This window comes from Accumulibacter sp., assembly GCF_023806565.1.
GTDB lineage: Bacteria > Pseudomonadota > Gammaproteobacteria > Burkholderiales > Rhodocyclaceae > Accumulibacter.
This window is the reverse complement of the sequence record NZ_JAMTDV010000062.1, coordinates 44799-67800: the sequence shown is the minus strand read 5'-3', so window position 1 is coordinate 67800 and position 23002 is coordinate 44799. Positions and strand designations below refer to the sequence as shown.

Genomic DNA, 23002 nt, shown 5'->3' with positions numbered 1-23002 from the left:
TAGATTGCTGACTCGCGCAGCCGATCGAGATGCGTAACGATTCCGCAGGCTCCGGCCGCAGCGTCAACCCCGGCTGGTCCGGAGACTTCGGCGACACGAGCCTGACGGCCAACAGCCGGCGCCCAGGCAAGCTCACCGAATGGCGAAGGTCCTTGTTGCCGGCAACCCGCAAGGTACGAAACGATGAACAAGTCCCTGCCACCGCTTATCGCTGCGCTGCTCGATCCGGAACGCTATCCCGACCCGGCAACGAGTGTGGAGCTGATCGAAACGCACGCGTCATGGCTGCTGCTGGCGGGCGATTTCGTCTACAAGATCAAAAAACCGGTCGTACTGCCCTTTCTCGATTACGGTACGCTTGCTCGACGGCAAATCTGCTGCGAAGCCGAGGTGCGTCTCAACCGCCGCTATTCGCCGCGGCTGTATCTGGCAGTCGTCGCGATCGTCGGCCCGGCGGAGAACCCGAGGATCGGCGGCACCGGCACGGTGATCGAATTCGCGGTAAAGATGCGTCGTTTCTCCGAAAGCGGCCGCCTGGACCGACTCTGCCGGCGCGGGCAATTGCGGGCGCAACACGTCTCCGAACTCGCTGGCACGATCGCCACCTTCCATGAACTTGCAGCCGTCGCCGCGCCGACGAGCCGCTTTGGTGACGCTGTACAGGTTCTGGGTCCGGTGCGCGAGAATTTCGACGAATTGCCAGGCCTGTTGGGCGAAGGCGCGGCACGGGAGCGTCTAGCGCGGCTGGCCGAATGGACGTCAGCGGAGTCGGCACGCCTGCAACCCCATCTTGCCGCGCGCAAGACAGCGGGCCGGATACGCGAATGTCACGGCGACCTGCATCTCGCCAACCTGGTACTGATCGATGACCAGATAACGCTGTTCGACTGCATCGAATTCAGCGAAGACCTGCGCTGGATCGACGTGGCCAGTGAGATCGCGTTCACCTACGTCGACCTGCTCGACCACGGTCAACCCGGTCTGGCCTGCTGGCTGACAAACGAGTGGCTGGCGCGCACCGGTGACTACGACGCGGTCCGGGTTCTGCGCTTCTATGCCGTGTATCGGGCTCTCGTGCGCGCGAAGGTGGCAGCGATTCGGGCGAGGCAGACCGGAGTCGATGCGGCTCAGGCAGTTCACTATCTGGCACTGGCCGAGCGCCTGATCGCGCCACCACCAGCGCGGTTGATCATCACTCACGGCGTCGCGGGATGCGGCAAGAGCCGTGCGTCTCGGCTGCTCCTGCTGCGCGATCAGGCGGCGGCAACGCTGCGCCTGCGTTCCGACGTCGAGCGCAAGCGCCTGTTCGGACTGGTAGCCAATGCCGCCAGTGGCTCAACCACCAACAGCGGCATCTACTCCGCCAAGGCCGGGGAACTCACCTACGAACGACTGCGCGAACTGACGTCCATGCTGCTCGCTGCCGGCTGGTCGGTAATCGTCGACGCCGCCTTCCTCGAGCGCTCGCGGCGCGACGTCTTTCGCGAGCTGGCACGGCAGGCCGGAGTCGCTTTCTTCATCATCGCGCCGCAGGCCAAACCAACGCAACTGCGTGCGCGAATTCGCGGCCGGCTGGCCAAGGGTAGCGATGCATCCGAGGCAACGCTTGCGGTACTGGAGCGGCAGTTGGCGCGCATCGAGGTGCTGGGCGCGGAAGAGATCGAGCATGTCCTGCAGCCATGGAACCTGCCACTGTGAGGAGGTGTATGTGAATCAGACTGCTGTGCACGCCGAACTGTGCTCCTTTGCCGCGCATGGCCTCGCCGCCTTCTTGCCGGAATCGGATGTCGAAAAACTTTACATCGCCGTCCGCCGTGGACTGCGGAAAAAGATTCTAAGAGTCTGCTTTAATGAGAAACAATAGGTTATCGAGCGATTGGCAAGATTCTTGCTTGCCGCCTAAGTGTCCGATCGGGAGCGCAAACGGCGATGTCACCGGATACGTGCGAACGACTCGCGGAGTTTTCCGGCAAGCACTCACAGAGTCGATTTATCGCGTAGAATGCGGTAGTCTTTCGGAACTTCGCGTCTCGCAGATGCTGGAGCAACGCAATGAACATTCTGAACAACTGGAAGATGCTCGAACTCATTACCCGCGACGGTGAGTCGCTGGTGTGTATTGAAGGTCGAGTCTATGGCAGCAATCCTCGCTTCCCGACGTCGTCACATATCAGGACGTCCCCCGTTACCGGTTACAGCGTGGATGTGAACTCGATGGTGGTGAAGACCAAGCGCGGCTCGGAATACCTGTTGGGCAAGCCCGATCCTTCGCAAGTCTTTGCCCAGCAGCGGCTGCTTCGGCGCTTGGCGCAACTGAGCCAGAAACCGGCCTGCACCTTCGACGAACTCGAATCGCAGGTGACCGGCTTTGGTGACTGCCACACTCAGCAAGTCGGCCACGCGGCCCAGGATACCTGACCCGACGGTCTGTCGGAACTCTCGGAGCTCGTGGATAGGCTTGGCGCGGCCGTTCTGCGCTTTTTCTCCTTCGCGCCCCTTCCTGCGCACACTCTGTGCACACTGTTTTGTCGTTCGCGCGCGCTTTGCATCGCGGCCTGCTCGCGACGATTTCTTGGCAAACTGCCTGCTCGTGCCGCCAGCGACGATTCGCGGGGCGGCTGCCCTCGCATCGCCGGGGAAAGAGCGGGGTAAACGACGGTGGGGGCCGGGGCCCCCACCGATAGCCATTCTGTTTATCGGACGGCTACGTCCTCAGCAGGCCTCAAGCGGCCAGTGCGAAACGCTCATCGTTGGCGTTTATGGATTTGCTCGGATTACGTCCGTCGCCTTTCGGGTCGCCTGCTCCCCATCTGTCACCCTGTCGAAACCAGTACACCCCCGCAGTGGTGGAGGTGGCGGGAATCGAACCCGCGTCCAGAACGCTTCCGGCTTGCCGGAATTACGACCATGTCGAGCATTATGCGAGCCGCTGGCCACAAATACAAGTCTGCGCCACATACGTTGTAGCGCGAGATAGATTCAGACCTGCATGTTCATCACGTCGTGATACGCTGAGACGAGTTTGTTGCGCACTTGAATCATTTCCTGAAAGGATATGTTCGCCTTCTGCAGCTCGATCATCACCTCGTGCAGATTCTCGTTACTGTTGCCGCCGGCAAAACTTGCCGCCATCGCCTCCGCCCTTTGCTGCGTCTGACTGACTTGGGCGATTGAAGTCTGCAGCACCTGCGCAAAGTCCACCCCGGCCGCCGACGTGGTCTGCGCCTCATCGGGGCGACCGCCGGCCGCTGCCAGCGAACTTGCTTGCAACATGCTCAACATCTGGTCAATACCCTTGGTATCCATACGATTTTTTCCTTTCCCGCCCGATTCATTCAAGCAACTATTGCGCCAGAACGAACACCACATGGGCGATCACCCTTTCAGATAGCCCTCCATACGATATTGTCGCAACTTGTAGCGCAAGGTCCGCTCGGGAATGCCAAGCCTCTGCCCGGCCAGCTTGCGTGATCCTCCCACCGCCTGCAGGGTGTGCAGGATGTGTGCGCGCTCCACCTCCCGCATGTCGTGGCTCGCTTCCGCCGAAACGGATTGTGTGCCGGCCGGCTCTGTGCTGCCCTCGATCGCCTGCGGATCGATTGCGCGATCGACCGCAAGGTGCAGCGCATCGACGTCGACAAGGTCGCCGGCTGCGAGAATCACCGCCCGCTGGATGATGTTCTCCAACTCGCGCACATTACCGGGCCACGAGTGGCGTTGCAAGGCGGCCTCAGCGGCTGGGGAGAGACGCAGACGCGGACGACCCGCTCTGCCGCCGTGTGCCGCCAGGAAATGTCGCGCCAGAGGAACGATGTCCCGATGACGTTGCCGCAACCCGGGGATGAGCAGCGGGAAAACGTTCAGCCGATAGAACAGATCCTCGCGAAACAGGCCTTTCGCCACGCTGTCCGCAATGTCGCGATTGGAGGTGGCGATGACGCGGATATCGAGCGCAATCGGTCGCTTGCCGCCCACCCGCTCCACCTCCCGCTCTTGTAGAACCCGCAGCAGCTTGGCCTGCAGGGCAAGGGGCATTTCGGTGATCTCGTCGAGCAGCAGCGTACCGTTCTGAGCCTGTTCGAACTTGCCTGCCTGCGCCTGTTGCGCGCCGCTGAAAGCACCCTTCTCGTGACCGAAGAGCGTCGCTTCCAGCAGGCTGTCCGGAATCGCAGCACAGTTGATGGCAACGAACGGACCGCCAGCGCGCGCTGAATTCCGGTGAATGTAGCGCGCCACCACTTCCTTGCCCACTCCGCTCTCGCCGGTGAGCAGGACCGTGGCGTCAGTCTGGGCGACGCGCCGGGCGAGAGCGAACAGACTGCTGCTCGCCGGATCGCTGGCAATCACTCGCTCATCGTCGAGCGACTCCGGCAAGCGGTAGCGCATCACGTGTTCGAGCAGAGCCTGCGGCTCGAAGGGCTTGAGCAGGAAGTCGCAGGCGCCGGCGCGCATGGCTTCCACCGCCCGGTCGACATCACCGAAAGCAGTCATCAGGACGACCGGCAACTCCGGAAAGCGGCTGCGAATCTCCCTGAGCAGCGTGATGCCGTCGATTGGTAGCATGCGCACGTCGCTGACCACCAGCGAGACGGACTGCCTTGCCAGGAGCTGCAGAGCCTCGTCGCCATCGGCGACCGAAAGCACGCTCTGACCCGCGAGCTCGAGGGTATCACTGACTGCCTCGCGCAGCGCCGCGTCGTCCTCGACGACCAGAATCGGTAAAACTCGTGCCATCGCCTTCGTTCAGTCCGCTCGGTCTGCCGCCGCATCGCCAGGCAGCAGAACGATGAATTCCGATCCCTCGCCGGCGATCGAATTGACCTTGATCGTGCCTCCGTGCGCCCGCGCCACGCCAAGCGCGATCGCCAGACCGAGTCCGGTTCCGTGCCCGCGCGTCGTGAAGAAAGGCTCGAAGACGCGCGGCCGCACCTCCGGTGCAATTCCGGCACCGGTATCGCGTACGCTGATGCACAGTTGCGCGTCAACGTGGGTGGCCTCGAGCATCACCTGCCCGCCGGCGACACAGGCCTGCAGGGCATTCTCGAGCAGATTCACCAATGCCCCCGCCAAGGCTTTGCGACTGCCGGTAACGGCCATCTCGCCAACTCGGCAGTCTACCCGAAAAGCGACGTTCTTCTCCAGAAACAAGGGCTGCACGGTTTGCGCTGCGTCGCCAAGCAACTGGCCGACGGGAATCACGTCACGACCAATGCTCTCGCCGCGTGCAAAGAGCAGCACCTCCTGGATCAAGCGTTCGAGGCGCTGCAACTGCGCCATGGTTTTTTCCGCAAAGCGGGCGCGAGCCGCTTCGGCGAGATCGGCTCGACCGAGGTTGGCACTGTACAGCAACGCCGTCGCCAGTGGAGTTCGCAACTGGTGCGCCAGCGCCGCCGCCATCTCGCCCATCGCTGCCAGGCGCTGCTTGCGTTCGAGCTCGACCTTCAGGCCGTGCGCCGCGGTGACATCGTGAATCAGCAGAATCCGTCCACCAGCCGAATCAAGCGGACTTTCGACGATCGACAGGCGCCGGTCTGCGAATTGCCATTCACCCGGCGCGTCGGTCGCCACCAATCTTGTCTGTACCAGCAGCGGCCAGACGGCACCGACCACCGCCGGACCGAACAGCTGCAGCGCGGCAGGATTGGCCTCGCTGACACAGGCCGAGCTGTCGAGCACCACCACCCCTGCCGGCAAGGCGTTGAGCAACAGCGACAGGCGCTCCGAAAGCGCCTCCTTTGCCTCGTATTGGCGACGCAGTTCGCCATTGGCCACTGCCAGCTCGGCCGTCAATGATTCGACGCGTCCCTGCAATTCCTGGTAGGCCAGGGTCAGTGCCCGTGAAACCTGGTTGAACAGGTCGAAAGCACGTTGCAGTTCCTGCGTTTCCCGACCCGGCGCGTCTACCGCCTCATTCATCCGATGGCAGGTCCCATGCAATTAACAGCTACAATAAGGGAGAATTATCAATCCTTTTTCGCTCTCTTTGCCTGCTCGATTGCAGGCTCATCACCAAATCACAGGATGGCGACAGCCGAAACCGAAAGCACCCCCACTGCTGGCACGGATAGTCCACTGGATCGCGCGCGCGAAGCTTTGGCACGTCTGAACAACCAGCAAAAGGTGGTGCTCATGGTGTCGGTCGCAGCCGTGATCGCCCTCCTCGTCACGGCGGCAATGCTGTTCCGGCAAAGCGAGTTCAGGATCCTGTTTTCGAACATCGGCGAGCGCGACGGCGGTGCAATCATCGCCGCACTCGAACAGATGAATGTCCCGTTCAAGTTCAGTGACTCCGGCAGCGCCATTCTGGTTCCCGCCAGCCGGGTACATGATGTCCGGTTGCGCCTCGCGGCACAGGGACTGCCGCGCGGCGGCGCCGTCGGTTTCGAATTGATGGAAAGCCAGAAGTTCGGCATCAGCCAGTTTGCTGAACAGGTCAATTACCAACGCGGTCTCGAAGGGGAATTGTCGCGCACTATCCAGTCGATCGCGGCGGTGCAGGCTGCGCGCGTTCACCTGGCAATTCCGAAGCCAAGCGTCTTCATGCGGGAGGAGCTCAGGCCGTCGGCGTCAGTGATGCTCAACGTCTATCCCGGACGATCGCTCGACGCCGCCCAGATCGCCGGAATCCAGAATCTGGTCGCCGCCAGCGTGCCACAACTGGCAGCGTCCAGCGTCACCGTGCTCGACCAGAGCGGCACCCTGCTGTCGCAGATGAAGAGCCGCCTGCTCGAAGCCGGCCTGGACCCGACGCAGGTCAAGTACGTCCAGGAAGTCGAGGCGAGCATCATCAAGCGGGTCGAGGACATCGTGACGCCGATCGTAGGCGTGGGCAACGCGCGCGTGCAGATCGCCGCCGACATCGACTTCTCCGAAGCCGAACAGACTGCCGAAACGCATCGACCCAACGCGGCACCACCGGACGTCAGCATTCGCAGTCAGCAGATCAGCGAGTCCGCGACCACCAACCCGAATGCGCAGGGCATTCCCGGCGCACTCAGCAACCAGCCTCCCGCGCCGGCCAGCGCGCCAGTGACCCAGCCTCCGGCGCCTGCCGCCGCGACCAGCGGCGCCCGCCCCGTGCCGGGACAGATCAACGCCGCAGGCGTGCAGGCACCGATCGCCAGTGTCGGGCAGCCGATCAGCACCAGCAAGAACTCGACGATCAACTACGAGGTGGACAAGACGATCCGCCATGTCAAGCAGTCTGTGGGTACCATCAAACGCCTCTCGGGTGCGGTCGTCGTCAATCAGCGCAAGGAAATCGGCAAGGACGGAAAGGCAGTCAGCAAACCGCTGCCGGACGCCGAACTGAAGCAGATCAGCGATCTCGTCAAGGAGGCGATGGGCTTCAGCAAGGAGCGAGGCGATACGCTGTCGGTGGCCACTGCGTCGTTCACTGCGAGTGAGAAGGAAGAAGTCCTGCCGGCCTGGCGCGACCCCGAAATACTCGCGCTGCTCAAGGACCTCGTCAAGTACGGTGCGATTGCCGGTATCATCGCCTACCTGCTGCTCGCTGTCGTGCGACCATTGCTCAAGACCATGCTTCAAGGCCCGCCGGGAAGCACTGCCAGCGTGGGCAGCAACATCGACGTGCTGGCGGATGAGGAAGAGGCGGGGGCTGCTCACGAGCACGTTCCGACCGCCGCCGAATTGCTCGAAAAGCGGCTCGCCGAAGCGCGCGAACTGGCGCAGCAGGACCCGCAGCTCGTAGCCAGCATCATCAAGGAATGGATCGGCGCCAATGCCAGCTGAAGTCGGTGTGGAGAAAAGTGCGATTCTGTTGATCGCTCTCGGCGAGGATCATGCCGCCGAAGTGCTCAAGCATCTCGGACCGAAGGATGTGCAGAGGCTTGGACATGCCATGGCCGGACTGACATCGGTGCCGCGCACGCGTGTCGATGAGGTGCTCGCGGAGTTCCAGCAATCGGCTGCAGAGTCGGCAGCGGTGCGCGTAGACACCAGCAGCTACGTACGCTCGGTCCTCACCAAGGCTCTCGGTGACGACAAGGCGTCCAACCTGATCTCCCGCATTCTGCAACCCGGCGAGACCAACGGCATCGAAGGCCTGAAATGGATGGATGCCGCGACGGTGGCCGATCTGATCAAGAATGAACATCCGCAGATTATTGCCACGATTCTTGTCCACCTGGCGCACGACCATGCCAGCGAGGTCCTCAACCAGTTCACCGAGCGGCTGCGCAATGACGTGATCCTTCGCATCGCGACGCTCGAAGGCATTTTGCCGGAGGCGTTGAAGGAACTGAACGAGGTGATGCTCCGTCTGCTTTCGGGTTCTACCAGCATGAAGAAGTCGGCCATGGGTGGCGTGCGTGCCGTCGCCGAAATGCTCAATTCGATGGGCAGCGCCAATGAAGCCGCGGTCCTCGACTCGATCCGCGAATACGATCCCGATCTGGCGCAGAGGATTCTCGACGAGATGTTCGTTTTCGAAAATCTGCTCGAGCTCGAAGACCGGGCAATTCAGCTGCTGCTGCGCGAAATCCAGTCGGAATCGCTGATCCTGGCCATGAAGGGAGCGAGCGAACCGCTGCGCGAGAAAATCTTCAAGAACATGTCGCAGCGTGCAGCAGAAATGCTGCGTGAAGATCTCGATTCGCGTGGACCGGTTCGCCTGTCGGAAGTCGAGGCCGAACAGAAGGAAATCCTCAAGATCGTTCGACGCCTGGCTGACGAAGGGCAGATCGTGCTCGGCGGTGCGGGTGGCGAACAAATGGTCTGAGCACGCCGATGAAGGATCGGCTTATCCCGAAGGAGAAATTGACCGCCTACCAGCGCTGGGAGGTGGCTGCCTTCGCGACGGAGCAGCGCGCCGCGCAGCTTCCTTCCGAACCGCCAGCGGTGGAAGCGCTCTCGCCGCTCGCGCCGACGATCGCGGCCGAGCCCGCGCCGCCGGAACCGGCAGTAGTCCTGCCCACCGCCGAGGACGTCCAACGTATCGAAGAAGAAGCACGTGCATCCGGATACGCGGACGGCTATGCAGCCGGATACGCCACCGGCAGCACAGCGGCCAAGGATGCAGCGACGACCCTTGCGGCACTGATGGACAACCTGCAGCAGGCGCTGGCAGAAATCGACCAGAATGTCGCCGACCAGTTGCTGGGCCTGGCAATCGAGATAGCGAATCAGGTCTTGCGCCAGAGTCTGCGCGTGCGTCCCGAACTGCTCCTGCCGGTAGTCAGAGAAGCAGTCAGCACGCTGCACGGCCACCACGGACAGCCCATGCTTTTCGTCAATCCGCAAGATGCGGCTCTGGTACGCAGCCATCTCGGCGAGCGGCTGGCGCACGCCAATTGGCGAATCATCGATGACAGCGCACTCAGCGCTGGTGGCTGTCGCGTCGAACTGGGCGCTGGCGAAGTGGACGCAACCGTGGAAACACGCTGGCGGCGAGTCATCGAGGCCATCGGTGTGAGCCAGGAATGGCTGGATGTGCGGGGATGAACGGGCACGAGATTCGGGACAATCGCCACCTGGTCGCTTGGCGCGACTTTCTGGACGGCTGTCGGCAAACCGCCAGTCAGGCCAATTCACTGCTGCCAAGCGGCCACCTGACGCGAATCAACGGTCTGGTGATGGAAGCATCGGGACTCAAGTTGCCACTCGGCAGTTCCTGCCGGATCACTCCCATCGGTGGCTCGTCGATCGAGGCCGAGGTGGTCGGCTTCCATGGCGAACGCATCTTCCTGATGCCGTCGGAGGATGTCTATGGCCTGTCGCCCGGGGCCCGCGTGGTCGCCCTCGATATCCCCGCGCAGCCGCCGCGGGTCGGCCTGCCTTCACCGGCACGCCGGCGCTCGATTGATCGCGCCAAACTCGTTCCCGTCGGCGAATCCTTGCTTGGTCGCATCATCGACGGCGCCGGCAGACCGCTCGATCGACTCGGCCCGTTGCGTGCGAAATTCCTGCGGCCGCTGCAGAGTCGACCGGTCAACCCGATGTCCCGAGCGCCTATCAAGGAGCCGCTCGACGTCGGAGTGCGAGCCATAAATGCCCTGCTGTCCGTCGGCCGCGGCCAGCGCATGGGATTGTTCGCCGGTTCCGGCGTGGGCAAGAGCGTTCTGCTCGGGATGATGGCGCGCTATACCGAAGCCGACGTCACCGTCGTCGGCCTGATCGGCGAGCGTGGTCGCGAAGTCAAGGAGTTCATCGAGCAGATTCTCGGTGAGGAAGGACTCGACCGTTCGGTAGTCGTTGCCGCCCCGGCCGATGTAAGCCCTCTGATGCGCCTGCAGGGGGCGGCCTACGCAACCTGTATCGCCGAGTATTTCCGCGACCAGGGCCGTCATGTGCTGCTGATCATGGACTCGCTGACCCGCTATGCGATGGCGCAGCGAGAGATCGCTCTCGCGATCGGCGAGCCACCGGTCACTCGCGGCTACCCGCCGTCGGTTTTCGCGCGACTACCGCAGCTTGTCGAGCGCGCCGGAAATGGCGCCGACGGCGGTGGTTCGATCACTGGCTTCTACACAGTACTGGCGGAGGGTGACGATCAGCAGGATCCCGTAGTCGATGCCGCGAGAGCCATCCTCGACGGTCACATCGTGCTCTCGCGAACCTTGGCCGACGCCGGTCACTATCCGGCAATCGACGTCGAACAGTCGATCTCGCGCGCCATGGTGAACTTGGTAAACCCTGCACACCTCGAACACATCCGGAGGTTCAGGAGTCTGTTCGCGCGCTATCAGCGATCGCGCGATCTGATCAGCGTGGGTGCCTACGCCGCTGGCTCCGACCCGCAGCTCGACCAGGCGATCGCGATCTATCCGCGATTCGAGGAACTATTGCAGCAGAGCCTGAGTCAGCGCGCCGGGTTTGCGCAGAGTGTGACCGAGTTGTTCGCCCTGTTTGGTGCGGAACCGTGACCGAACCACTTTGCGCGTCCTCGGATCGGGCCGCGGATTGGTCGTGAGCAGACCTTTCGCCCTGCAGACGGTACTCGAACTGATGCGCCGCCGTAGCGACGAGGCGACGCTGAGCCTGGCTCGCCTGCTGGCGGCGGAACGCGATGCCCGGCAAAAGCTCGACATGCTGCTGCAGTATCGCGACGAGTACAGCGCCCGCTTTCGCCAAGCTGCCCAGGACGGGCTCGGGCAACCGGCGTGGCGCAACTACCAGGACTTTCTCGACCGCCTCGACGAAGTGATCGAGCAGCAGACCCAGGCAGTCGGCCGCCAGCAGGCGGACACCGCTGCCGGTCAGGCCGAGTGGCAAAATCGCCGCAACCGACTGCAGGCCTTCGACACTCTCTCCGCCCGCCACCGAGCCAGCGAAGAACGACTCGAATTTCGCCTCGAGCAAAAAACCCAGGACGAGTTCGCCGCCCGCAGCTGCGACGACGCACACGAGTCGTGAGAGCGGAGAGGCACGTTTGTTGCTTGGATGTTGGCTGCCGCTTTCGGAGAGGGAGAGATCATGAGCATTGCCATTGTTTCCGCGTCCACCGGAACGCCCGTTCGAGCAAACATCGATAACGGCAGGACGGCCACCGATCAGCCGGATGACAGTGTCGACTTTGCCAACATCCTGTTCGGCCTGCCGGCCACCGAGGCGAACCCCGCCGCAATCAGCCGCGATCGCGACGCGACAGCGGCCCGCGACGACGGGACCGTAACGCCGAAGGTCGACCCGACGGCAGCCGATCCAGCGCTCCTGGCCACGCCAGGCTTCTCGCCAGCTCTTGCGGGAGTTGCTGCTCCCGTCGCGACCAGATCGACGACCAGTCCGACCACTACGGGAGCGATCGATGGCTCGCCGACAGCCTCCGTGACAACCGCTGCCGGCAATGTGGCCGGCAGCCAGCTGCCGATTGGCGACGACCGGCAGCCACCGGCGGCCGGCTCCGCCGCCATCGACGGCGAAGCGGCAAGATTTGCCGTTGCCCAACTCGCTGCCCGTTCCTTCGAACGTGCCGCCCGTGGCGAGAGCGAACCGGTCGCGACTACAGTCACCCTGGCGCATCTCAACGCTCCGCCGCCGCACGCTGCAGTGGCCGGCCGCGAAGCCCCGCGCGAACTCGACGTGCCACTGCACGACCCCGCCTGGAGCAGCGAATTTGGCCACAAACTGTTGTGGTTGGCGGGAAACGACCGACAGGTAGCGCAATTGAGCCTGCACCCGCCACAGCTGGGATCGATCGATATCATCCTGAACGTCAACAAGGAGAGCGCCGACGCCCACTTCGTCTCGCCCAGCGCCGACGTGCGTGGCACCATCGAAGCAGCCGTGCCGCGCCTGCGCGAAATGTTCGCCTTGGCGGGCATCGACCTCGGCCAGGTTAGTGTGGGTAGCGAATCTTTCCAGCGGCAAACGGGCGATCAACCGGGACAACCGCGCCAGCCCCGTGTCGCCGCCGATAACGCTATACTTGCCGGTGATTCCGCCAGCGCGCTGCCGGGCAAGACCGTCGTCACCCGCTGCGGTCATGGATTGATCGACATTTTCGCGTAGAGACCGCCTCGCCGCCGGCGCTGCGCGCGACAGCCGGAACGACAGAGGCGGCAGGACCCAGGGAGAGATTTTCGCAATGGCCAAGGACACAAAGCCGGCAGCCGAGGGCGCGGGCGGCGCGCCGGCCAAGAACAAGAAGTTGTTGATCATCATCGCCGCCCTGGTGCTGCTTCTTGGCGTCGGCGCAGTGACCGCGTTCGTGCTGTTGAAACACTCGCCCGATCGCGACGACGAGGATGAAGTCGCTGTGGAGAAGGCCAAGCCGGTCAAACGCAAGAAGACCGACAGGAATGCGCCACCGGTCTACGTTGCGCTCGACGCCTTCACCGTGAACCTCGTACCGGAACATGGCGACCAATACCTGCAACTGGTCGTTTCGGTCGAGGTCGACGAGGCGCAGACTGCCGAACAGCTCAAGGTATACATGCCCAAGCTGCGCAACGACCTGACCCTGCTGCTATCAAGCAAGAAGGCTTCAGACCTGGTCACCACAGGCGGCAAGGAACAGCTCGCCGAGGAAATCAAGGACAAGATCAACGGCATACTTGACCCCGCCGGCAGAGGCAAGAAGCACGACTGGCCGGTCAAAGAGGTACTGTTTACTTCGTTCATCATCCAGTGATCGGCGATGAGTTCGGACTTCCTCTCGCAGGACGAAGTCGACGCTCTGCTCAAGGGCGTCAGCGGCGAGGCCGACGAACCCGAACCATCCGACGAGCCTGTCGAAGGCGCACGTACCTACAATCTGGGAACGCAGGAGCGGATCGTTCGTGGCCGCATGCCGACTCTCGATCTGGTCAATGAGCGTTTTGCCCGCTACCTGCGCATTGGACTGTTCAACTACCTCCAGCGCAGTGTCGAAATCGCCGTTGGCTCGATCCGCGTCCAGAAATACAGCGAGTTCACCCGCAACCTGGTAGTTCCGGCCAACCTGAATCTGGTTGCGGCCAAGCCGTTACGTGGCACAGCCTTGGTCGTCTTCGATCCCAGCCTGGTGTTTCTGGTCGTCGACAACATGTTCGGCGGCGACGGCCGCTTCCACACGCGAGTCGAGGGACGGGATTTCACTCCGACTGAACAGCGCATCATCCAGGGCTTGCTTGGAGTGGTTTTCAGCGAATACGCGCGATCGTGGAAACCGGTGTACGAGATGGATTTCGAGTACGTCCGCTCGGAGATGAATTCGCAATTCGCGAACATCGCGACGCCATCCGAGATTGTCATAGCGACGACTTTCTCGCTCGAATTGAGCGGCTCTAACGCCGACATGCACATCTGTTTTCCATACTCGATGCTCGAACCGATTCGCGACCTGCTCTACAGCGGCATGCAGAGCGACCAGCTGTCATCCGACCGCCGCTGGATCATCATGTTGCGCAAGCAGCTAAAGGACGCAGAAGTGGAGATCACGGCGAGACTGGCGATGCGGACTCTCAGCCTCCGCCAGATCCTGACGATGAAGGTAGGCGACGTCATTTCGCTGGACATCCCGGAAAAGACCGTCGCCCTGGTCGACGACGTGCCGCTGATGGAATGCCGGTACGGGCAGCAGGGCGGAAAGTATGCGCTCAAGATCGACCGCTTCCTCTCGTGCGAGGAACCGGAACCTGCTCTCGGAGGAAGCAATGGCTGAAGACGAATTCGCGAATCCGGCTGACGACGGCACCGCTCTCGACGACGACTGGGCCGCGGCGATGGCTGAACAACAGTCGATGAGTGATGGCTCGTCGGCAAGCAACCCGCCGCCCGCCGACCTCTTCCCGCATTTTGACGGAGAGGACAACAAGGCCTCGCTGATGAACGAGCTCGACTTGATCCTCGACATTCCGGTGCAGATCACCGTCGAGCTCGGGCGCACCAAGATCACCATCAAGAACCTCCTGCAACTGGCGCATGGTTCGGTGGTCGAGCTGGACGCAATGGCCGGCGAACCACTGAACGTCTTCGTCAACGGCACCCTGATCGCGCAGGGCGAAGTGGTGGTGGTCAATGACAAGTACGGGATTCGTCTGACCGACATCGTCACCCCATCGGAAAGGGCGCGCAAGATCGGACATTGAAAGCCGATCGGTTCCTGTACTGATTCTCGACGGCTACCGCCTGGGCGCGACCAGTTGATCTTCTCCTCGCTTGCTTTAAGATAGCAGCCAGCTCCCTTGGTTCTGGCCTCCCGATCGATGCGACACTTGGATTTCATCCGCTACCGCAGCACCCACAGCCCGTCCGGTCTGTTGCTTGCGCTGCTGTCGACCCGCGCCGGGGCACAGGCGGTGGCTGGTGAGGCGCCGGGAGTTTCCGCCGGCTTGCTGCTGCAGACGGTAGTCGCTCTGCTCGTGGTCATCGGGGTGGTGTTTCTCGCCGGGTACCTGCTGCGCAAAGTCAACGGCGGTCGCGGATTCGGCAGCAGCGGCCCCTTGCGAGTGGTTGGCGGCCTGATGATCGGCACCCGCGAGCGTATTGTGCTGGTGGAAATCGCTGACACCTGGATCGTCGTGGGGCTGGTACCAGGACAGATCCGCACCCTGCACACGCTGCCGAAAGGCGAGCTGAAAGCAGCCAGCGATGGCGAGCGGCATTTTGCACAGTGGCTGAAGCAGATCACTGAACGAAAGAATGAAGGCAGCTAAGCACTTCGCCACGCTGCTCGCACTGTTCGCACCAATGGCCGCCTGGGCCCAGGCCGGTGGCCTGCCGATGCTGACCAGCACTGCCGGCGCCGACGGTGTCCAGACCTACAGCCTGTCGATCCAGACGCTGCTGACGCTGACCGCGCTCACCTTCCTGCCGGCTGCGCTGCTGATGATGACCAGCTTCACACGCATCATCATCGTCCTTTCGTTGTTGCGGCATGCGCTCGGCACACAAACCTCGCCGCCCAATCAGGTGCTGGTCGGCCTCGCGCTTTTCCTGACATTTTTCGTCATGTCGCCGGTGCTCGACGACCTCTACTCCGACGCCTATCTGCCGCTCTCGGAGAACCGGATCACCTACCTGCAGGCCGTCGAGCGCGGCGCCGTGCCCTTGCGCAAGTTCATGCTCAAACAGACGCGGGAAGCCGACATCGCACTGTTCGCACGCATCACCAGAACGCCGAGCTTCGCCTCCACCGACGACATCCCGATGCGCCTGCTGATCCCGGCTTTCGTCACCAGCGAGTTGAAGACTGCCTTTCAGATCGGCTTCATCATTTTCATCCCGTTTCTGATCGTCGACATGGTCGTGGCCAGCGTGCTGATGTCGATGGGCATGATGATGATGTCGCCAGTGATGGTGGCGCTGCCCTTGAAGCTGATGCTGTTCGTCCTGGTAGATGGCTGGCACCTGCTACTGGGCTCGTTGGTCGCGAGCTTTGCCGCGTGACGCCCGAAGTGGTCATGCAGATCGGACGTCAGGCGGTCGAAATGACCTTGCTGATGGCCGGACCGCTACTCCTGGCGGCCTTGGCAATTGGCCTGATCGTCAGCGTCTTCCAGGCGGCAACCCAGATCAACGAGCAGACGCTGTCCTTCATTCCCAAGCTCGTCGGGATGTTCCTCATCCTGTTGCTCGCCGGCCCGTGGATGCTGGAGATCATGGTGGACTACGTGCGCCGTTTGTTCGAGAACATCCCTTTGCTGATTGGCTGAGCGGGCCATGCCATGATCAGTGTGAGCAGCGCCGAGATCAACGCCTGGGTAACGGCTTTTTTCTTCCCGTTGGCACGCATTCTCGCCCTCCTGGTGGCGTCGCCGCCGTTCGACAATCTCGCGCTGACCGTACAGGTCCGGCTGATGCTCGGCCTTGCGATCGCCATTGCAATCGCGCCGGTGCTGCCGTCGATGCCCCGCATCGATCCGGCGTCGGCAACCGGCCTGCTGCTCCTCGCCCGGGAAATGTTCATCGGCTTCGCGATGGGATTCGTCATGCGCCTGGTATTTGCGGCGGTCGACATGGCGGGCAACCTGATCAGCCTGCAGATGGGCCTCGGTTTTGCCAGCTCGTACGACCCCCAGAGTGCCGGCCAGACGGCAGTGGTGTCGGAGTTTCTGGGTCTTCTCGCGCTGCTGACTTTTCTCGCGATCAATGGTCACCTGATGGTGATCGCAACGCTGGTGCAGAGCTTCACCGTATTGCCGGTGAGCACACCCTCGCTATCCGCCGAGATCGGATCGAACCTGGCGACTTCCGGTGCGATCCTCTTTTCCTCGGGATTGCTCCTCGCGCTGCCGGTGGTCGTTGCGCTGCTGATCACCAACCTTGCGCTCGCCATCCTGAGCCGCGCGGCGCCACAGCTCAACCTGATGGCAATCGGCTTTCCCCTCACCATCGCGCTCGGCTTCACCGCCCTGATGCTCGCCCTGTCGTATGCGAGCGCCCCGCTACAGCATATGTTCGAGCGCGGTCTCGCAGCCATGCTGGCGGCAGCGCCCGTTCACTAAGGCTTCCGGGGTGGATCAGAGCGGACGAGTTGAATCACTCCCTCGGCGTAGCGATGGGTAAACGGGGTCGTCGACTCGATACCCTCCGAATACTCGAGCACCCGGTACGCGGGGAATCCTCTTTCGCGCTGTAACTGTAGCGCGCGACGCCGGAGAATCAGGGCGGATTCGCCGTCGCCACCAGTACGGAAGCTCTTGGCACGCATCGAAAGGTGATAGCTCTCGCTGTCGAGAATTCTTTCCTCGATCGTCCAGTTGGGTGCCAAGGGATCATAAATGGCGTAGGCGGCAAGCGCCGCGACAGCAGCGGGAGAAAGATATTCGGCACCACTCGCGTAGTTCACGGCGTAGGCCGCGCTTCCGATGAGTGCAGCGCCTCTGGGCGGATCCACCTGCACGGTCGGATTCGGCGACTGCATGAAGGAATAGTCGGCCCGTTTGCCCTCGGCGCGTGGCGACGCGTTCCAGTCCACGCTGCCACAGGCATTCAGCAGCAGCGCCAGCGACCAAACGGCGCTCGATCGCATGCGAGTCTTTCCTCCCTCTAGAGATACTTGAAAAGACTCAGGCCGGCGATCTGCACGAACGACTTCTGCGCCGCCTCGAGGCTGGTCTGCTGCCTGGTGAAATCCGAGATCGCCTGCGCGTAGTCCAGATCCTGCAAGCCCGACAAAGTCTGCTGGTACTGCACGTCAAGCGCCGATGAACTACTGCTTAGACCGTCCAGGACCTGCAAACGCGCCCCGACGGTCGCCTGCACCCGGCCAACATTGGCCAGCGCCTGATCCAGATTGTTGAGGTGTGCCTGCATCTGCACGGAGAACGCGGTCCTCGCCGTGCCCGAGTCTACCGGCGATCGCAGCAAGTCGAGCATTTCCTGCACGGTCTGAAACATGCTCTTGTTGGCACTAGGCTTGACGATGAAAGTATCGCCGTCGACGGGCGAACCATCGATCACGACTTGCGCTCCGAAATCGGTGGGTGGGGTGGTCGTGCTGTTCACCACGGGAATGGTCTGGCCAGGAGTAAAGCTCTGCACTGGCCCAATTGCCCTGGGTGCCAGCGGCGCCGCCGGCGGGGCGTTTGTCGAAGCATCGAAGAGCTGATAGCTGCTGACCCCGGCGACCGAAGAGAACCGGATCTGAACCTCGCGCTGGCTGCTCCCCTGCCACAGCGAATCATTGTTCAAAGCGCCTTGCCACTTCTGTCGATCAAGCAGGGAACCGGCATCGATCATCCCCGTTCCCTGATTGGGAAGGCCTGGCCCGTTGCCGCCGGCGGCCGTCGAGAAATTCCCGTTTCCTTCCCTGACGTTCATGAACAGGTCGCTACCCGCGATGTTGGCCGCCAGTTGCTGCGACGGACTCACTTGCAAGAGGCGTTCGCCATCGTCACCGAAATAGGCGACCGACGACGAGGTGGAAGTGGATGACGCGGCGGTGCGCACAAAGGGAATGGCCGTCCCCTGGTAGCCAGAAAACAGGTAGTCCCCTTCTGCGCTGCGGCTGTTGGCGATCCCGAGCATCTCGTCCAGTCGCGCCTGGAGCTCGGTCGCGATCGCCACTCGGTCGCTGTCCGAAAGCACCGTGTTGGCCGCCTGAACGGTTCGGCTGCGAACACTCTGCAGGAGATCGGTCAGGGCAGTGAGCTGATCGTCGATCATGCCGAGGCGGTTGCTCGCATCGCCCTGGTTGCGCGCGTACTCCGCGGCCACGTCCTTGGTTTGCGTAACTTCGAGCACGCGCGCAGCGGCCACCGGGTCGTCCGCCGGAGTCAGGATACGGCGCCCGCTGGCGATCCGGTTCTGCAACTTGAGGACCTGACTCTGGTTCTGCTCCATTCCGACCAGGCCCGCCGCGTAAATCTGAGTGGTACTGATGCGCATCGGACTCTCCTCAGCGAGCTGCGATCTGCAGAATCGTGTCGAAAAGACTGGCACCGATCTGCAGAGCTTTGGCCGACGCCTGATAGGCCTGCTGATAGCGCAGCAGATTGGCCGCCTCCTCGTCGAGATTCACCCCGGAAAGCGAATCACGGCTGCTCTGGGCCTGATCGAGAAGCGACTTTTGCGCATCGCCCGAAACCTGCACCTGGCGTGCCTTGTTCCCGGTCTCGCTGACCAACTGCGCGTATGCCTGCTGAAACGAGGCGGTCTTGCCGGACATCGTGTCCTGCGTCTGCAACTGTGCGAGAGCCAGCGCGTTGCGTCCGTCGGCGGTACCTCCCGTATTCCGAGCGATCCGGAAGGTATCGCCGTTGTTCGGCGAGCCCGATATCGCAAAGCTGAAACCGGTCGAAGGCGTGCTGGCAACCGAACCGACCAGCGTGATGGTCTCCCCACTGGTGTAAGGAAGGCTACCGGACGCATCGATGGTGACAGGCGTAGCGCCATCGAGCGCAACCAGCGAGCCCACGGTGAACCCTTGCAGCCGGCCGTTCTGGTAGCTGAGGGTAATCGGCATCGCCGCAACCGCGGCCGCATAGCCAGGTCCGGCATTACCTGCCGAGATCGTTGCACCGCCGGTATTGGCCGCGCCGAGAGCTGTGCGAACCGGCCCGGCCGCAGTGATCAGCCGAGGATCTGCAGCCAGCGCCGGATTCAGCGAAATCTTGCGCGCGGCGTCACGGCTTGGCTGGATGAGATAGCTCGACCCCGCCAACAGCGTAGCAGAACCGAGGGTGAAACCCTGCGTTGCCGCCTGCGCGTTCAGCGCCAACGTGTCCGTTCCGGCGGCGGACCACTGCTGGTTGTCGCTGAGGCGAGTCAGCGTCACGCTGCTCCCGTCGGAGGTCAAGCGGTAGTCGCTGGCGCCAAGATCGGTGTAGAAGTTGCCGCTGTACGGCGGCGGCGTCACGAAGGTGGCACTGACCGACGGGCTGCCGACCGGGTTGCGGCTGTTGGGAATGACCGTCGGAGCAGAAATCGAAAACAGATTCGGAGAAAAACCGTTGGGCGCCGCCGAAAGCTGCGATTGACCGAGCAGGTCCTGACCGAGCGCGCTCTGGGCATTGAAAGTCAGGGCCAGAGACACGGCGTTGCGCCCCAGTTCGCTGCGCGCAGTATCCAGAGACTCGGTGCGAAACGCCAGCAAGCCGCCAAGACTGCCGCCGTTGAGCAGCGATTCCGGGATCTCCTGCGGGGTGCCCCCTGTGCCAGTCTTCAGGGCCACTGCCAGACGCGACGGGTCACTGGCCGATGGCAATGTGGCGAGGCTCATCGCCTGGGCACCGACGACCAGTTGCTGACCGCTGCCGACAAATACATTGATGCTGCCATCGCTGTTGGTGGTCGTCGTAGCCTTGATCAGCTTGTTCAGTTGCGCGAGCAACTGGTCGCGACCATCCAGCAGGTCATTCGCGGGTTGGCCCGTAGCGGCTTCGGCAACGCCGATCTTCTGGTTGAGCGAGGCAATCTGCTCGGCGTACGAATTGATTCCGGCAACCGTCGAGTTGATTTCGCTATTGATGCCGTCGGACATTTGCGTCAGTTGATCCCCCATCGACTGGTAGCGGTCGACCAGGGCCTGGGCAGCGGAGATCATGGCCTGACGACTCGGCAACTGCGAGGGATTGGCCGCGACCTGCTGCACGCTGGTGAAGAAATCCTGGAGAGCCGGTGACAGGCCAGTCGTCGCATCGGCCAGCATGCCGTCGATCTGCGCGATTTGCGCCGCGTAGCTGTCCAGCCCACTGGCGCTGCTCTGCGAGCGATTGACCTGGTCGGTCAGAAAACTGCTGTAGATGCGTTCGATCGTGGCGACCTGCGCGCCCTGACCGACGAAACCAGAGCCCGTCTGCAGGCCGGGAGTGGTCGCCTGAATCGTCCGTTGACGCGTAAATCCAGGGGTGTTGGCGTTGGCGATATTGTGTTCAGTGGTTTGCAGGCCGAACTGGGCGGCGTTCAGACCACTGACACCGGTGCTGATGATTCCTGTGCTCATGCCGTCAGATCCTTCTTGATTGTCACGTAAACGGCGATTCCCTGCCCGTGTTTAGGCCCGCAAGTGTCACCTCGTTCAAGTCGCGGCAAGTGTCGGTCGCGGCGCCGTCGCGCCAATGACGCGTGTCAGCTTCTCGGCGTATAGCGGATCGGTAGCGTAGCCCGCCTGTTGTAATGCACGGGCAAACTGCGCGCCATCCTGCTGACCAATGACGCCGGCGAAACGGGGATTGCTGCTGAGCAGTCTGCCATAGTCCTCGAATGCCTCGGCGTACGAAGCATAGACGCGGAATTTCGCGCGCACCGATTGCGCCTGGCCATTGACGAACTCGGTGGTCGACGCTTCCACCGTCGGGCCCGACCACTTTCGTCCAGCCTTGATGCCAAAGAGATTGAACGTGCGCGTGCCATCGGTGTTCCGGATCTCGTGCTTCCCCCAGCCACTTTCGAGTGCCGCGTGGGCGACGAGAAAATCGGCCGGCACGCCGGTCAGAGCCGCCGCGTCGACGGCATACGGTCGGACCTGGTCGGCAAAATCGCGCGTGCTGGCCGACGCTGCCGGTGCCGTGGCGCCAATCGGCGTTCCCGCGCTCGATCGGCCGACCGGGCGCTCTGCGCCGACACGGGTCGTCGCCAGCCGTGCCGCCGGTGGTGAAGCGGCATCCGGCAAGCCCGCGCTAGCGGCCGCATTCCCGGCCAATTGCCGCTGCAACTGGCGCTCGATCGAATTGGCGAAACCCAGCGGCGCCTGCGCGGCAAGATTCTGCGCCAGTTGCTGATCGCCGATGGCGGTAAAGAATCGGCTTTGCTCGTTGTCCAACAGGCTGCCCTGCGGACTCGCGTCGCGCATGCTTTTCAGCATCACGTGCATCAACATGCCCTCGAACTGCCGCGCCGTCGCCTTGGCCCCGCCTTGTGGGTCCTGCCGAAGCCGGGTGCGCAGGTCGTTGGCGACGGCCGGGTCGATGGCCAGACGATTGAGGATCGGATCGGACGATCTCATGGGTTGAAGACGGTGTTTGGCCGGTTACCGGACACGGGGTTCAAATGATCTCGAGGTCGGCACGCAACGCACCGGCCGCTTTCATCGATTGCAGGATGGAAAGCAAGTCCTGGGGCCCGGCACCAAGCGCGTTGATCGCCTTGACCACCTCGGCCAGACTGACTCCCGCCTTCAACTGGATGAGCGAGCCGCCACCCTGCTTGACTTCGATTTCGCTTTGCGTCGTCGTCACCGTCTGTCCTGCCGCCAGCGGGTTAGGCTGGCTGACCTTCTGCTCGGTATTGATGACCACGGAGAGATTGCCATGCGCAACGGCACAGGAATCGATCGTCACCGTCTGGTTCATGACTACCGAGCCGGTGCGCGGATTGATGATCACCTTGGCGACCGCCTTCGTTGGACGCACTTCGAGATTCTCGAGCCGACCCAGAAAGGCAACGCGGCTGTTGGCTTCTTCCGGAGCACTGACGCGAATCAGTCGCCCGTCGACCGCCTGCGCCGTACCTGGCCCGATCTCGCGATTGATGACATCGACGACCCGTTGCGTGGTACCGAAATCGGTCGTGCCCATCTCGTAGTGGACGAACTGCCCCTGCCCAAGCGCCGTCGGCACTTCTCGCTCGACGGTCGCGCCACCGACGATACGACCGGCAAGCAGATGGTTGACCAGCACCCTGGCGCCAGGGGCCGACGCACCGGCTCCAGGAACCAGCAAATTGCCCTGCGCCTGCGCGTAGATCTGACCGTCGGCACCTTTCAGCGGCGTCATCACGAGCGTTCCGCCGCGCAGGCTCTTGGCGTTGCCCATTGACGATACGGTGACATCGATCTGTTGCCCGATTCTCGCGAACGGTGGCAGGTTCGCCGTCACCATCACCGCCGCAACGTTCTTTAGCTGCAGCGATTGCGTGGTAGACAGTGTCGTTCCGAGCTGCGCCAGCATGTTGATGATGCTCTGTGTGGTGAATGGTGTCTGCGTCGTCTGATCGCCGGTTCCGTCGAGACCGACGACCAGGCCGTAGCCGACCAGTTGATTGTTGCGCACTCCCTGCACCGACGCCAGATCCTTGATCCGTTCGGCGACGGCCGAGGTACTCAAGATCCACAGGACGGCAAGAACTGCCGTCCGATACCAACATCTGCCAGTTCGAGCATCGGATTTCGGGGGCATGG

The 23002-nt window shown here is 62.6% G+C and carries 23 protein-coding genes and 1 other RNA gene; 15 read left to right on the top strand and 9 right to left on the bottom strand.

The annotated features are described in order from the left end of the window. The first annotated feature begins 183 nt into the window (after positions 1–183). Both NFV80_RS07110 and NFV80_RS07105 read left to right on the top strand, forming a co-directional pair. Positions 184–1698: a bifunctional aminoglycoside phosphotransferase/ATP-binding protein gene (locus NFV80_RS07110; RefSeq protein ID WP_295327940.1), complete on the top strand. Its 1515-nt coding sequence runs from the start codon at positions 184–186 to the stop codon at positions 1696–1698. Between the two features lie 354 nt (positions 1699–2052). Then, entirely contained in the window at positions 2053–2418 is a 366-nt protein-coding gene (locus NFV80_RS07105) for a hypothetical protein (RefSeq protein ID WP_295327942.1), read from the top strand. A gap of 235 nt (positions 2419–2653) precedes the next feature. Here NFV80_RS07105 and ssrA read toward each other — a convergent pair. The 4 genes from ssrA to NFV80_RS07085 form a co-directional block, all read right to left on the bottom strand. Then, positions 2654–2959, bottom strand: a transfer-messenger RNA (tmRNA) gene (gene ssrA, locus NFV80_RS07100). A 20-nt stretch (positions 2960–2979) separates the two neighbouring features. After that, the gene (fliE, locus tag NFV80_RS07095; RefSeq protein ID WP_295328066.1) at positions 2980–3306 is read right to left on the bottom strand and encodes a flagellar hook-basal body complex protein FliE; all 327 of its coding nucleotides are present in this window, start codon (positions 3304–3306) and stop codon (positions 2980–2982) included. 69 nt (positions 3307–3375) lie between these two features. Continuing rightward, on the bottom strand, positions 3376–4734 hold the full coding sequence (locus NFV80_RS07090) for a sigma-54 dependent transcriptional regulator (protein WP_295327944.1): 1359 nt from the start codon (positions 4732–4734) through the stop codon (positions 3376–3378). A 9-nt stretch (positions 4735–4743) separates the two neighbouring features. Next, positions 4744–5916 (bottom strand): ATP-binding protein, encoded by a 1173-nt coding sequence (locus NFV80_RS07085; protein ID WP_295327946.1) that lies wholly within the window; start codon positions 5914–5916, stop codon positions 4744–4746. A gap of 213 nt (positions 5917–6129) precedes the next feature. Here NFV80_RS07085 and fliF point away from each other — a divergent pair, with 213 nt between their 5' ends. The 13 genes from fliF to fliR all read left to right on the top strand — a co-directional run bounded on the left by fliF (position 6130) and on the right by fliR (position 16886). After that, the gene (gene fliF, locus NFV80_RS07080) at positions 6130–7752 is read left to right on the top strand and encodes a flagellar basal-body MS-ring/collar protein FliF (RefSeq protein WP_366143418.1); all 1623 of its coding nucleotides are present in this window, start codon (positions 6130–6132) and stop codon (positions 7750–7752) included. Further along, positions 7742–8740, top strand: a complete 999-nt coding sequence (gene fliG / locus NFV80_RS07075) for a flagellar motor switch protein FliG (protein ID WP_295327950.1) — start codon at positions 7742–7744, stop codon at positions 8738–8740. Before fliF ends, fliG begins: the two co-directional genes overlap by 11 nt. Before the next feature lie 8 nt (positions 8741–8748). Further along, positions 8749–9462 (top strand): flagellar assembly protein FliH, encoded by a 714-nt coding sequence (locus tag NFV80_RS07070; protein ID WP_295327951.1) that lies wholly within the window; start codon positions 8749–8751, stop codon positions 9460–9462. Beyond that, on the top strand, positions 9459–10883 hold the full coding sequence (fliI, locus tag NFV80_RS07065; RefSeq protein ID WP_295327953.1) for a flagellar protein export ATPase FliI: 1425 nt from the start codon (positions 9459–9461) through the stop codon (positions 10881–10883). Before NFV80_RS07070 ends, fliI begins: the two co-directional genes overlap by 4 nt. 43 nt (positions 10884–10926) lie before the next feature. Further along, positions 10927–11373: a flagellar export protein FliJ gene (fliJ, locus tag NFV80_RS07060; RefSeq protein ID WP_295327955.1), complete on the top strand. Its 447-nt coding sequence runs from the start codon at positions 10927–10929 to the stop codon at positions 11371–11373. 60 nt (positions 11374–11433) lie between these two features. Continuing rightward, positions 11434–12468 (top strand): flagellar hook-length control protein FliK, encoded by a 1035-nt coding sequence (locus NFV80_RS07055; protein ID WP_295327957.1) that lies wholly within the window; start codon positions 11434–11436, stop codon positions 12466–12468. A 76-nt stretch (positions 12469–12544) separates the two neighbouring features. Further along, complete coding sequence (locus NFV80_RS07050; protein WP_296758247.1) at positions 12545–13090, top strand: flagellar basal body-associated FliL family protein; 546 nt, start codon at positions 12545–12547, stop codon at positions 13088–13090. Positions 13091–13096: 6 nt separating this feature from the next. Next, entirely contained in the window at positions 13097–14101 is a 1005-nt protein-coding gene (gene fliM / locus NFV80_RS07045; protein WP_295327963.1) for a flagellar motor switch protein FliM, read from the top strand. Beyond that, positions 14094–14528 carry a flagellar motor switch protein FliN gene (gene fliN / locus NFV80_RS07040; protein ID WP_295327965.1) on the top strand — a complete coding sequence of 145 codons (435 nt, stop codon included), beginning with the start codon at positions 14094–14096 and terminating at the stop codon, positions 14526–14528. The genes fliM and fliN overlap by 8 nt, the downstream gene beginning before the upstream one ends. 117 nt (positions 14529–14645) lie before the next feature. Then, positions 14646–15095, top strand: coding sequence for a flagellar biosynthetic protein FliO (gene fliO, locus NFV80_RS07035; RefSeq protein WP_295327968.1), 450 nt, complete (start codon positions 14646–14648; stop codon positions 15093–15095). Next, a complete protein-coding gene (gene fliP, locus NFV80_RS07030; RefSeq protein ID WP_295327970.1) occupies positions 15082–15828 on the top strand; it encodes a flagellar type III secretion system pore protein FliP in 747 nt (248 codons plus the stop codon). Before fliO ends, fliP begins: the two co-directional genes overlap by 14 nt. Further along, positions 15825–16094 carry a flagellar biosynthesis protein FliQ gene (fliQ, locus tag NFV80_RS07025; protein ID WP_295327972.1) on the top strand — a complete coding sequence of 90 codons (270 nt, stop codon included), beginning with the start codon at positions 15825–15827 and terminating at the stop codon, positions 16092–16094. The genes fliP and fliQ overlap by 4 nt, the downstream gene beginning before the upstream one ends. A gap of 12 nt (positions 16095–16106) precedes the next feature. Beyond that, positions 16107–16886 carry a flagellar biosynthetic protein FliR gene (gene fliR, locus NFV80_RS07020; protein WP_295327975.1) on the top strand — a complete coding sequence of 260 codons (780 nt, stop codon included), beginning with the start codon at positions 16107–16109 and terminating at the stop codon, positions 16884–16886. Here the strand turns inward: fliR and NFV80_RS07015 are convergent. The 5 genes from NFV80_RS07015 to NFV80_RS06995 all read right to left on the bottom strand — a co-directional run bounded on the left by NFV80_RS07015 (position 16883) and on the right by NFV80_RS06995 (position 23000). Beyond that, entirely contained in the window at positions 16883–17413 is a 531-nt protein-coding gene (locus NFV80_RS07015) for a hypothetical protein (RefSeq protein WP_295327978.1), read from the bottom strand. The genes fliR and NFV80_RS07015 overlap by 4 nt on opposite strands. Before the next feature lie 17 nt (positions 17414–17430). Continuing rightward, positions 17431–18771, bottom strand: coding sequence for a flagellar hook-associated protein FlgL (gene flgL, locus NFV80_RS07010; RefSeq protein ID WP_295327981.1), 1341 nt, complete (start codon positions 18769–18771; stop codon positions 17431–17433). 10 nt (positions 18772–18781) lie between these two features. Continuing rightward, a complete protein-coding gene (gene flgK / locus NFV80_RS07005) occupies positions 18782–20827 on the bottom strand; it encodes a flagellar hook-associated protein FlgK (protein WP_295327984.1) in 2046 nt (681 codons plus the stop codon). Positions 20828–20902: 75 nt separating this feature from the next. Continuing rightward, positions 20903–21829: a flagellar assembly peptidoglycan hydrolase FlgJ gene (flgJ, locus tag NFV80_RS07000; RefSeq protein ID WP_295327987.1), complete on the bottom strand. Its 927-nt coding sequence runs from the start codon at positions 21827–21829 to the stop codon at positions 20903–20905. Between the two features lie 40 nt (positions 21830–21869). Continuing rightward, positions 21870–23000, bottom strand: a complete 1131-nt coding sequence (locus NFV80_RS06995; RefSeq protein ID WP_295327990.1) for a flagellar basal body P-ring protein FlgI — start codon at positions 22998–23000, stop codon at positions 21870–21872. Positions 23001–23002: the final 2 nt, after the last annotated feature.

Excerpts from the sequence above, each read along its gene's own strand:
- fliN (WP_295327965.1), top strand. The coding sequence starts at position 14,094 with ATGGCTGAAGACGAATTCGCGAATCCGGCTGACGACGGCACCGCTCTC.
- NFV80_RS06995 (WP_295327990.1), bottom strand. The coding sequence starts at position 23,000 with ATGCCCCCGAAATCCGATGCTCGAACTGGCAGATGTTGGTATCGGACG.
- flgJ (WP_295327987.1), bottom strand. The coding sequence starts at position 21,829 with ATGAGATCGTCCGATCCGATCCTCAATCGTCTGGCCATCGACCCGGCC.
- flgK (WP_295327984.1), bottom strand. The coding sequence starts at position 20,827 with ATGAGCACAGGAATCATCAGCACCGGTGTCAGTGGTCTGAACGCCGCC.
- fliI (WP_295327953.1), top strand. The coding sequence starts at position 9,459 with ATGAACGGGCACGAGATTCGGGACAATCGCCACCTGGTCGCTTGGCGC.
- NFV80_RS07055 (WP_295327957.1), top strand. The coding sequence starts at position 11,434 with ATGAGCATTGCCATTGTTTCCGCGTCCACCGGAACGCCCGTTCGAGCA.
- fliP (WP_295327970.1), top strand. The coding sequence starts at position 15,082 with ATGAAGGCAGCTAAGCACTTCGCCACGCTGCTCGCACTGTTCGCACCA.
- NFV80_RS07050 (WP_296758247.1), top strand. The coding sequence starts at position 12,545 with ATGGCCAAGGACACAAAGCCGGCAGCCGAGGGCGCGGGCGGCGCGCCG.
- fliG (WP_295327950.1), top strand. The coding sequence starts at position 7,742 with ATGCCAGCTGAAGTCGGTGTGGAGAAAAGTGCGATTCTGTTGATCGCT.
- NFV80_RS07090 (WP_295327944.1), bottom strand. The coding sequence starts at position 4,734 with ATGGCACGAGTTTTACCGATTCTGGTCGTCGAGGACGACGCGGCGCTG.
- NFV80_RS07070 (WP_295327951.1), top strand. The coding sequence starts at position 8,749 with ATGAAGGATCGGCTTATCCCGAAGGAGAAATTGACCGCCTACCAGCGC.
- fliM (WP_295327963.1), top strand. The coding sequence starts at position 13,097 with ATGAGTTCGGACTTCCTCTCGCAGGACGAAGTCGACGCTCTGCTCAAG.
- flgL (WP_295327981.1), bottom strand. The coding sequence starts at position 18,771 with ATGCGCATCAGTACCACTCAGATTTACGCGGCGGGCCTGGTCGGAATG.
- fliR (WP_295327975.1), top strand. The coding sequence starts at position 16,107 with ATGATCAGTGTGAGCAGCGCCGAGATCAACGCCTGGGTAACGGCTTTT.
- fliE (WP_295328066.1), bottom strand. The coding sequence starts at position 3,306 with ATGGATACCAAGGGTATTGACCAGATGTTGAGCATGTTGCAAGCAAGT.
- fliO (WP_295327968.1), top strand. The coding sequence starts at position 14,646 with ATGCGACACTTGGATTTCATCCGCTACCGCAGCACCCACAGCCCGTCC.
- fliF (WP_366143418.1), top strand. The coding sequence starts at position 6,130 with ATGGTGTCGGTCGCAGCCGTGATCGCCCTCCTCGTCACGGCGGCAATG.
- NFV80_RS07110 (WP_295327940.1), top strand. The coding sequence starts at position 184 with ATGAACAAGTCCCTGCCACCGCTTATCGCTGCGCTGCTCGATCCGGAA.
- NFV80_RS07105 (WP_295327942.1), top strand. The coding sequence starts at position 2,053 with ATGAACATTCTGAACAACTGGAAGATGCTCGAACTCATTACCCGCGAC.
- NFV80_RS07085 (WP_295327946.1), bottom strand. The coding sequence starts at position 5,916 with ATGAATGAGGCGGTAGACGCGCCGGGTCGGGAAACGCAGGAACTGCAA.
- NFV80_RS07015 (WP_295327978.1), bottom strand. The coding sequence starts at position 17,413 with ATGCGATCGAGCGCCGTTTGGTCGCTGGCGCTGCTGCTGAATGCCTGT.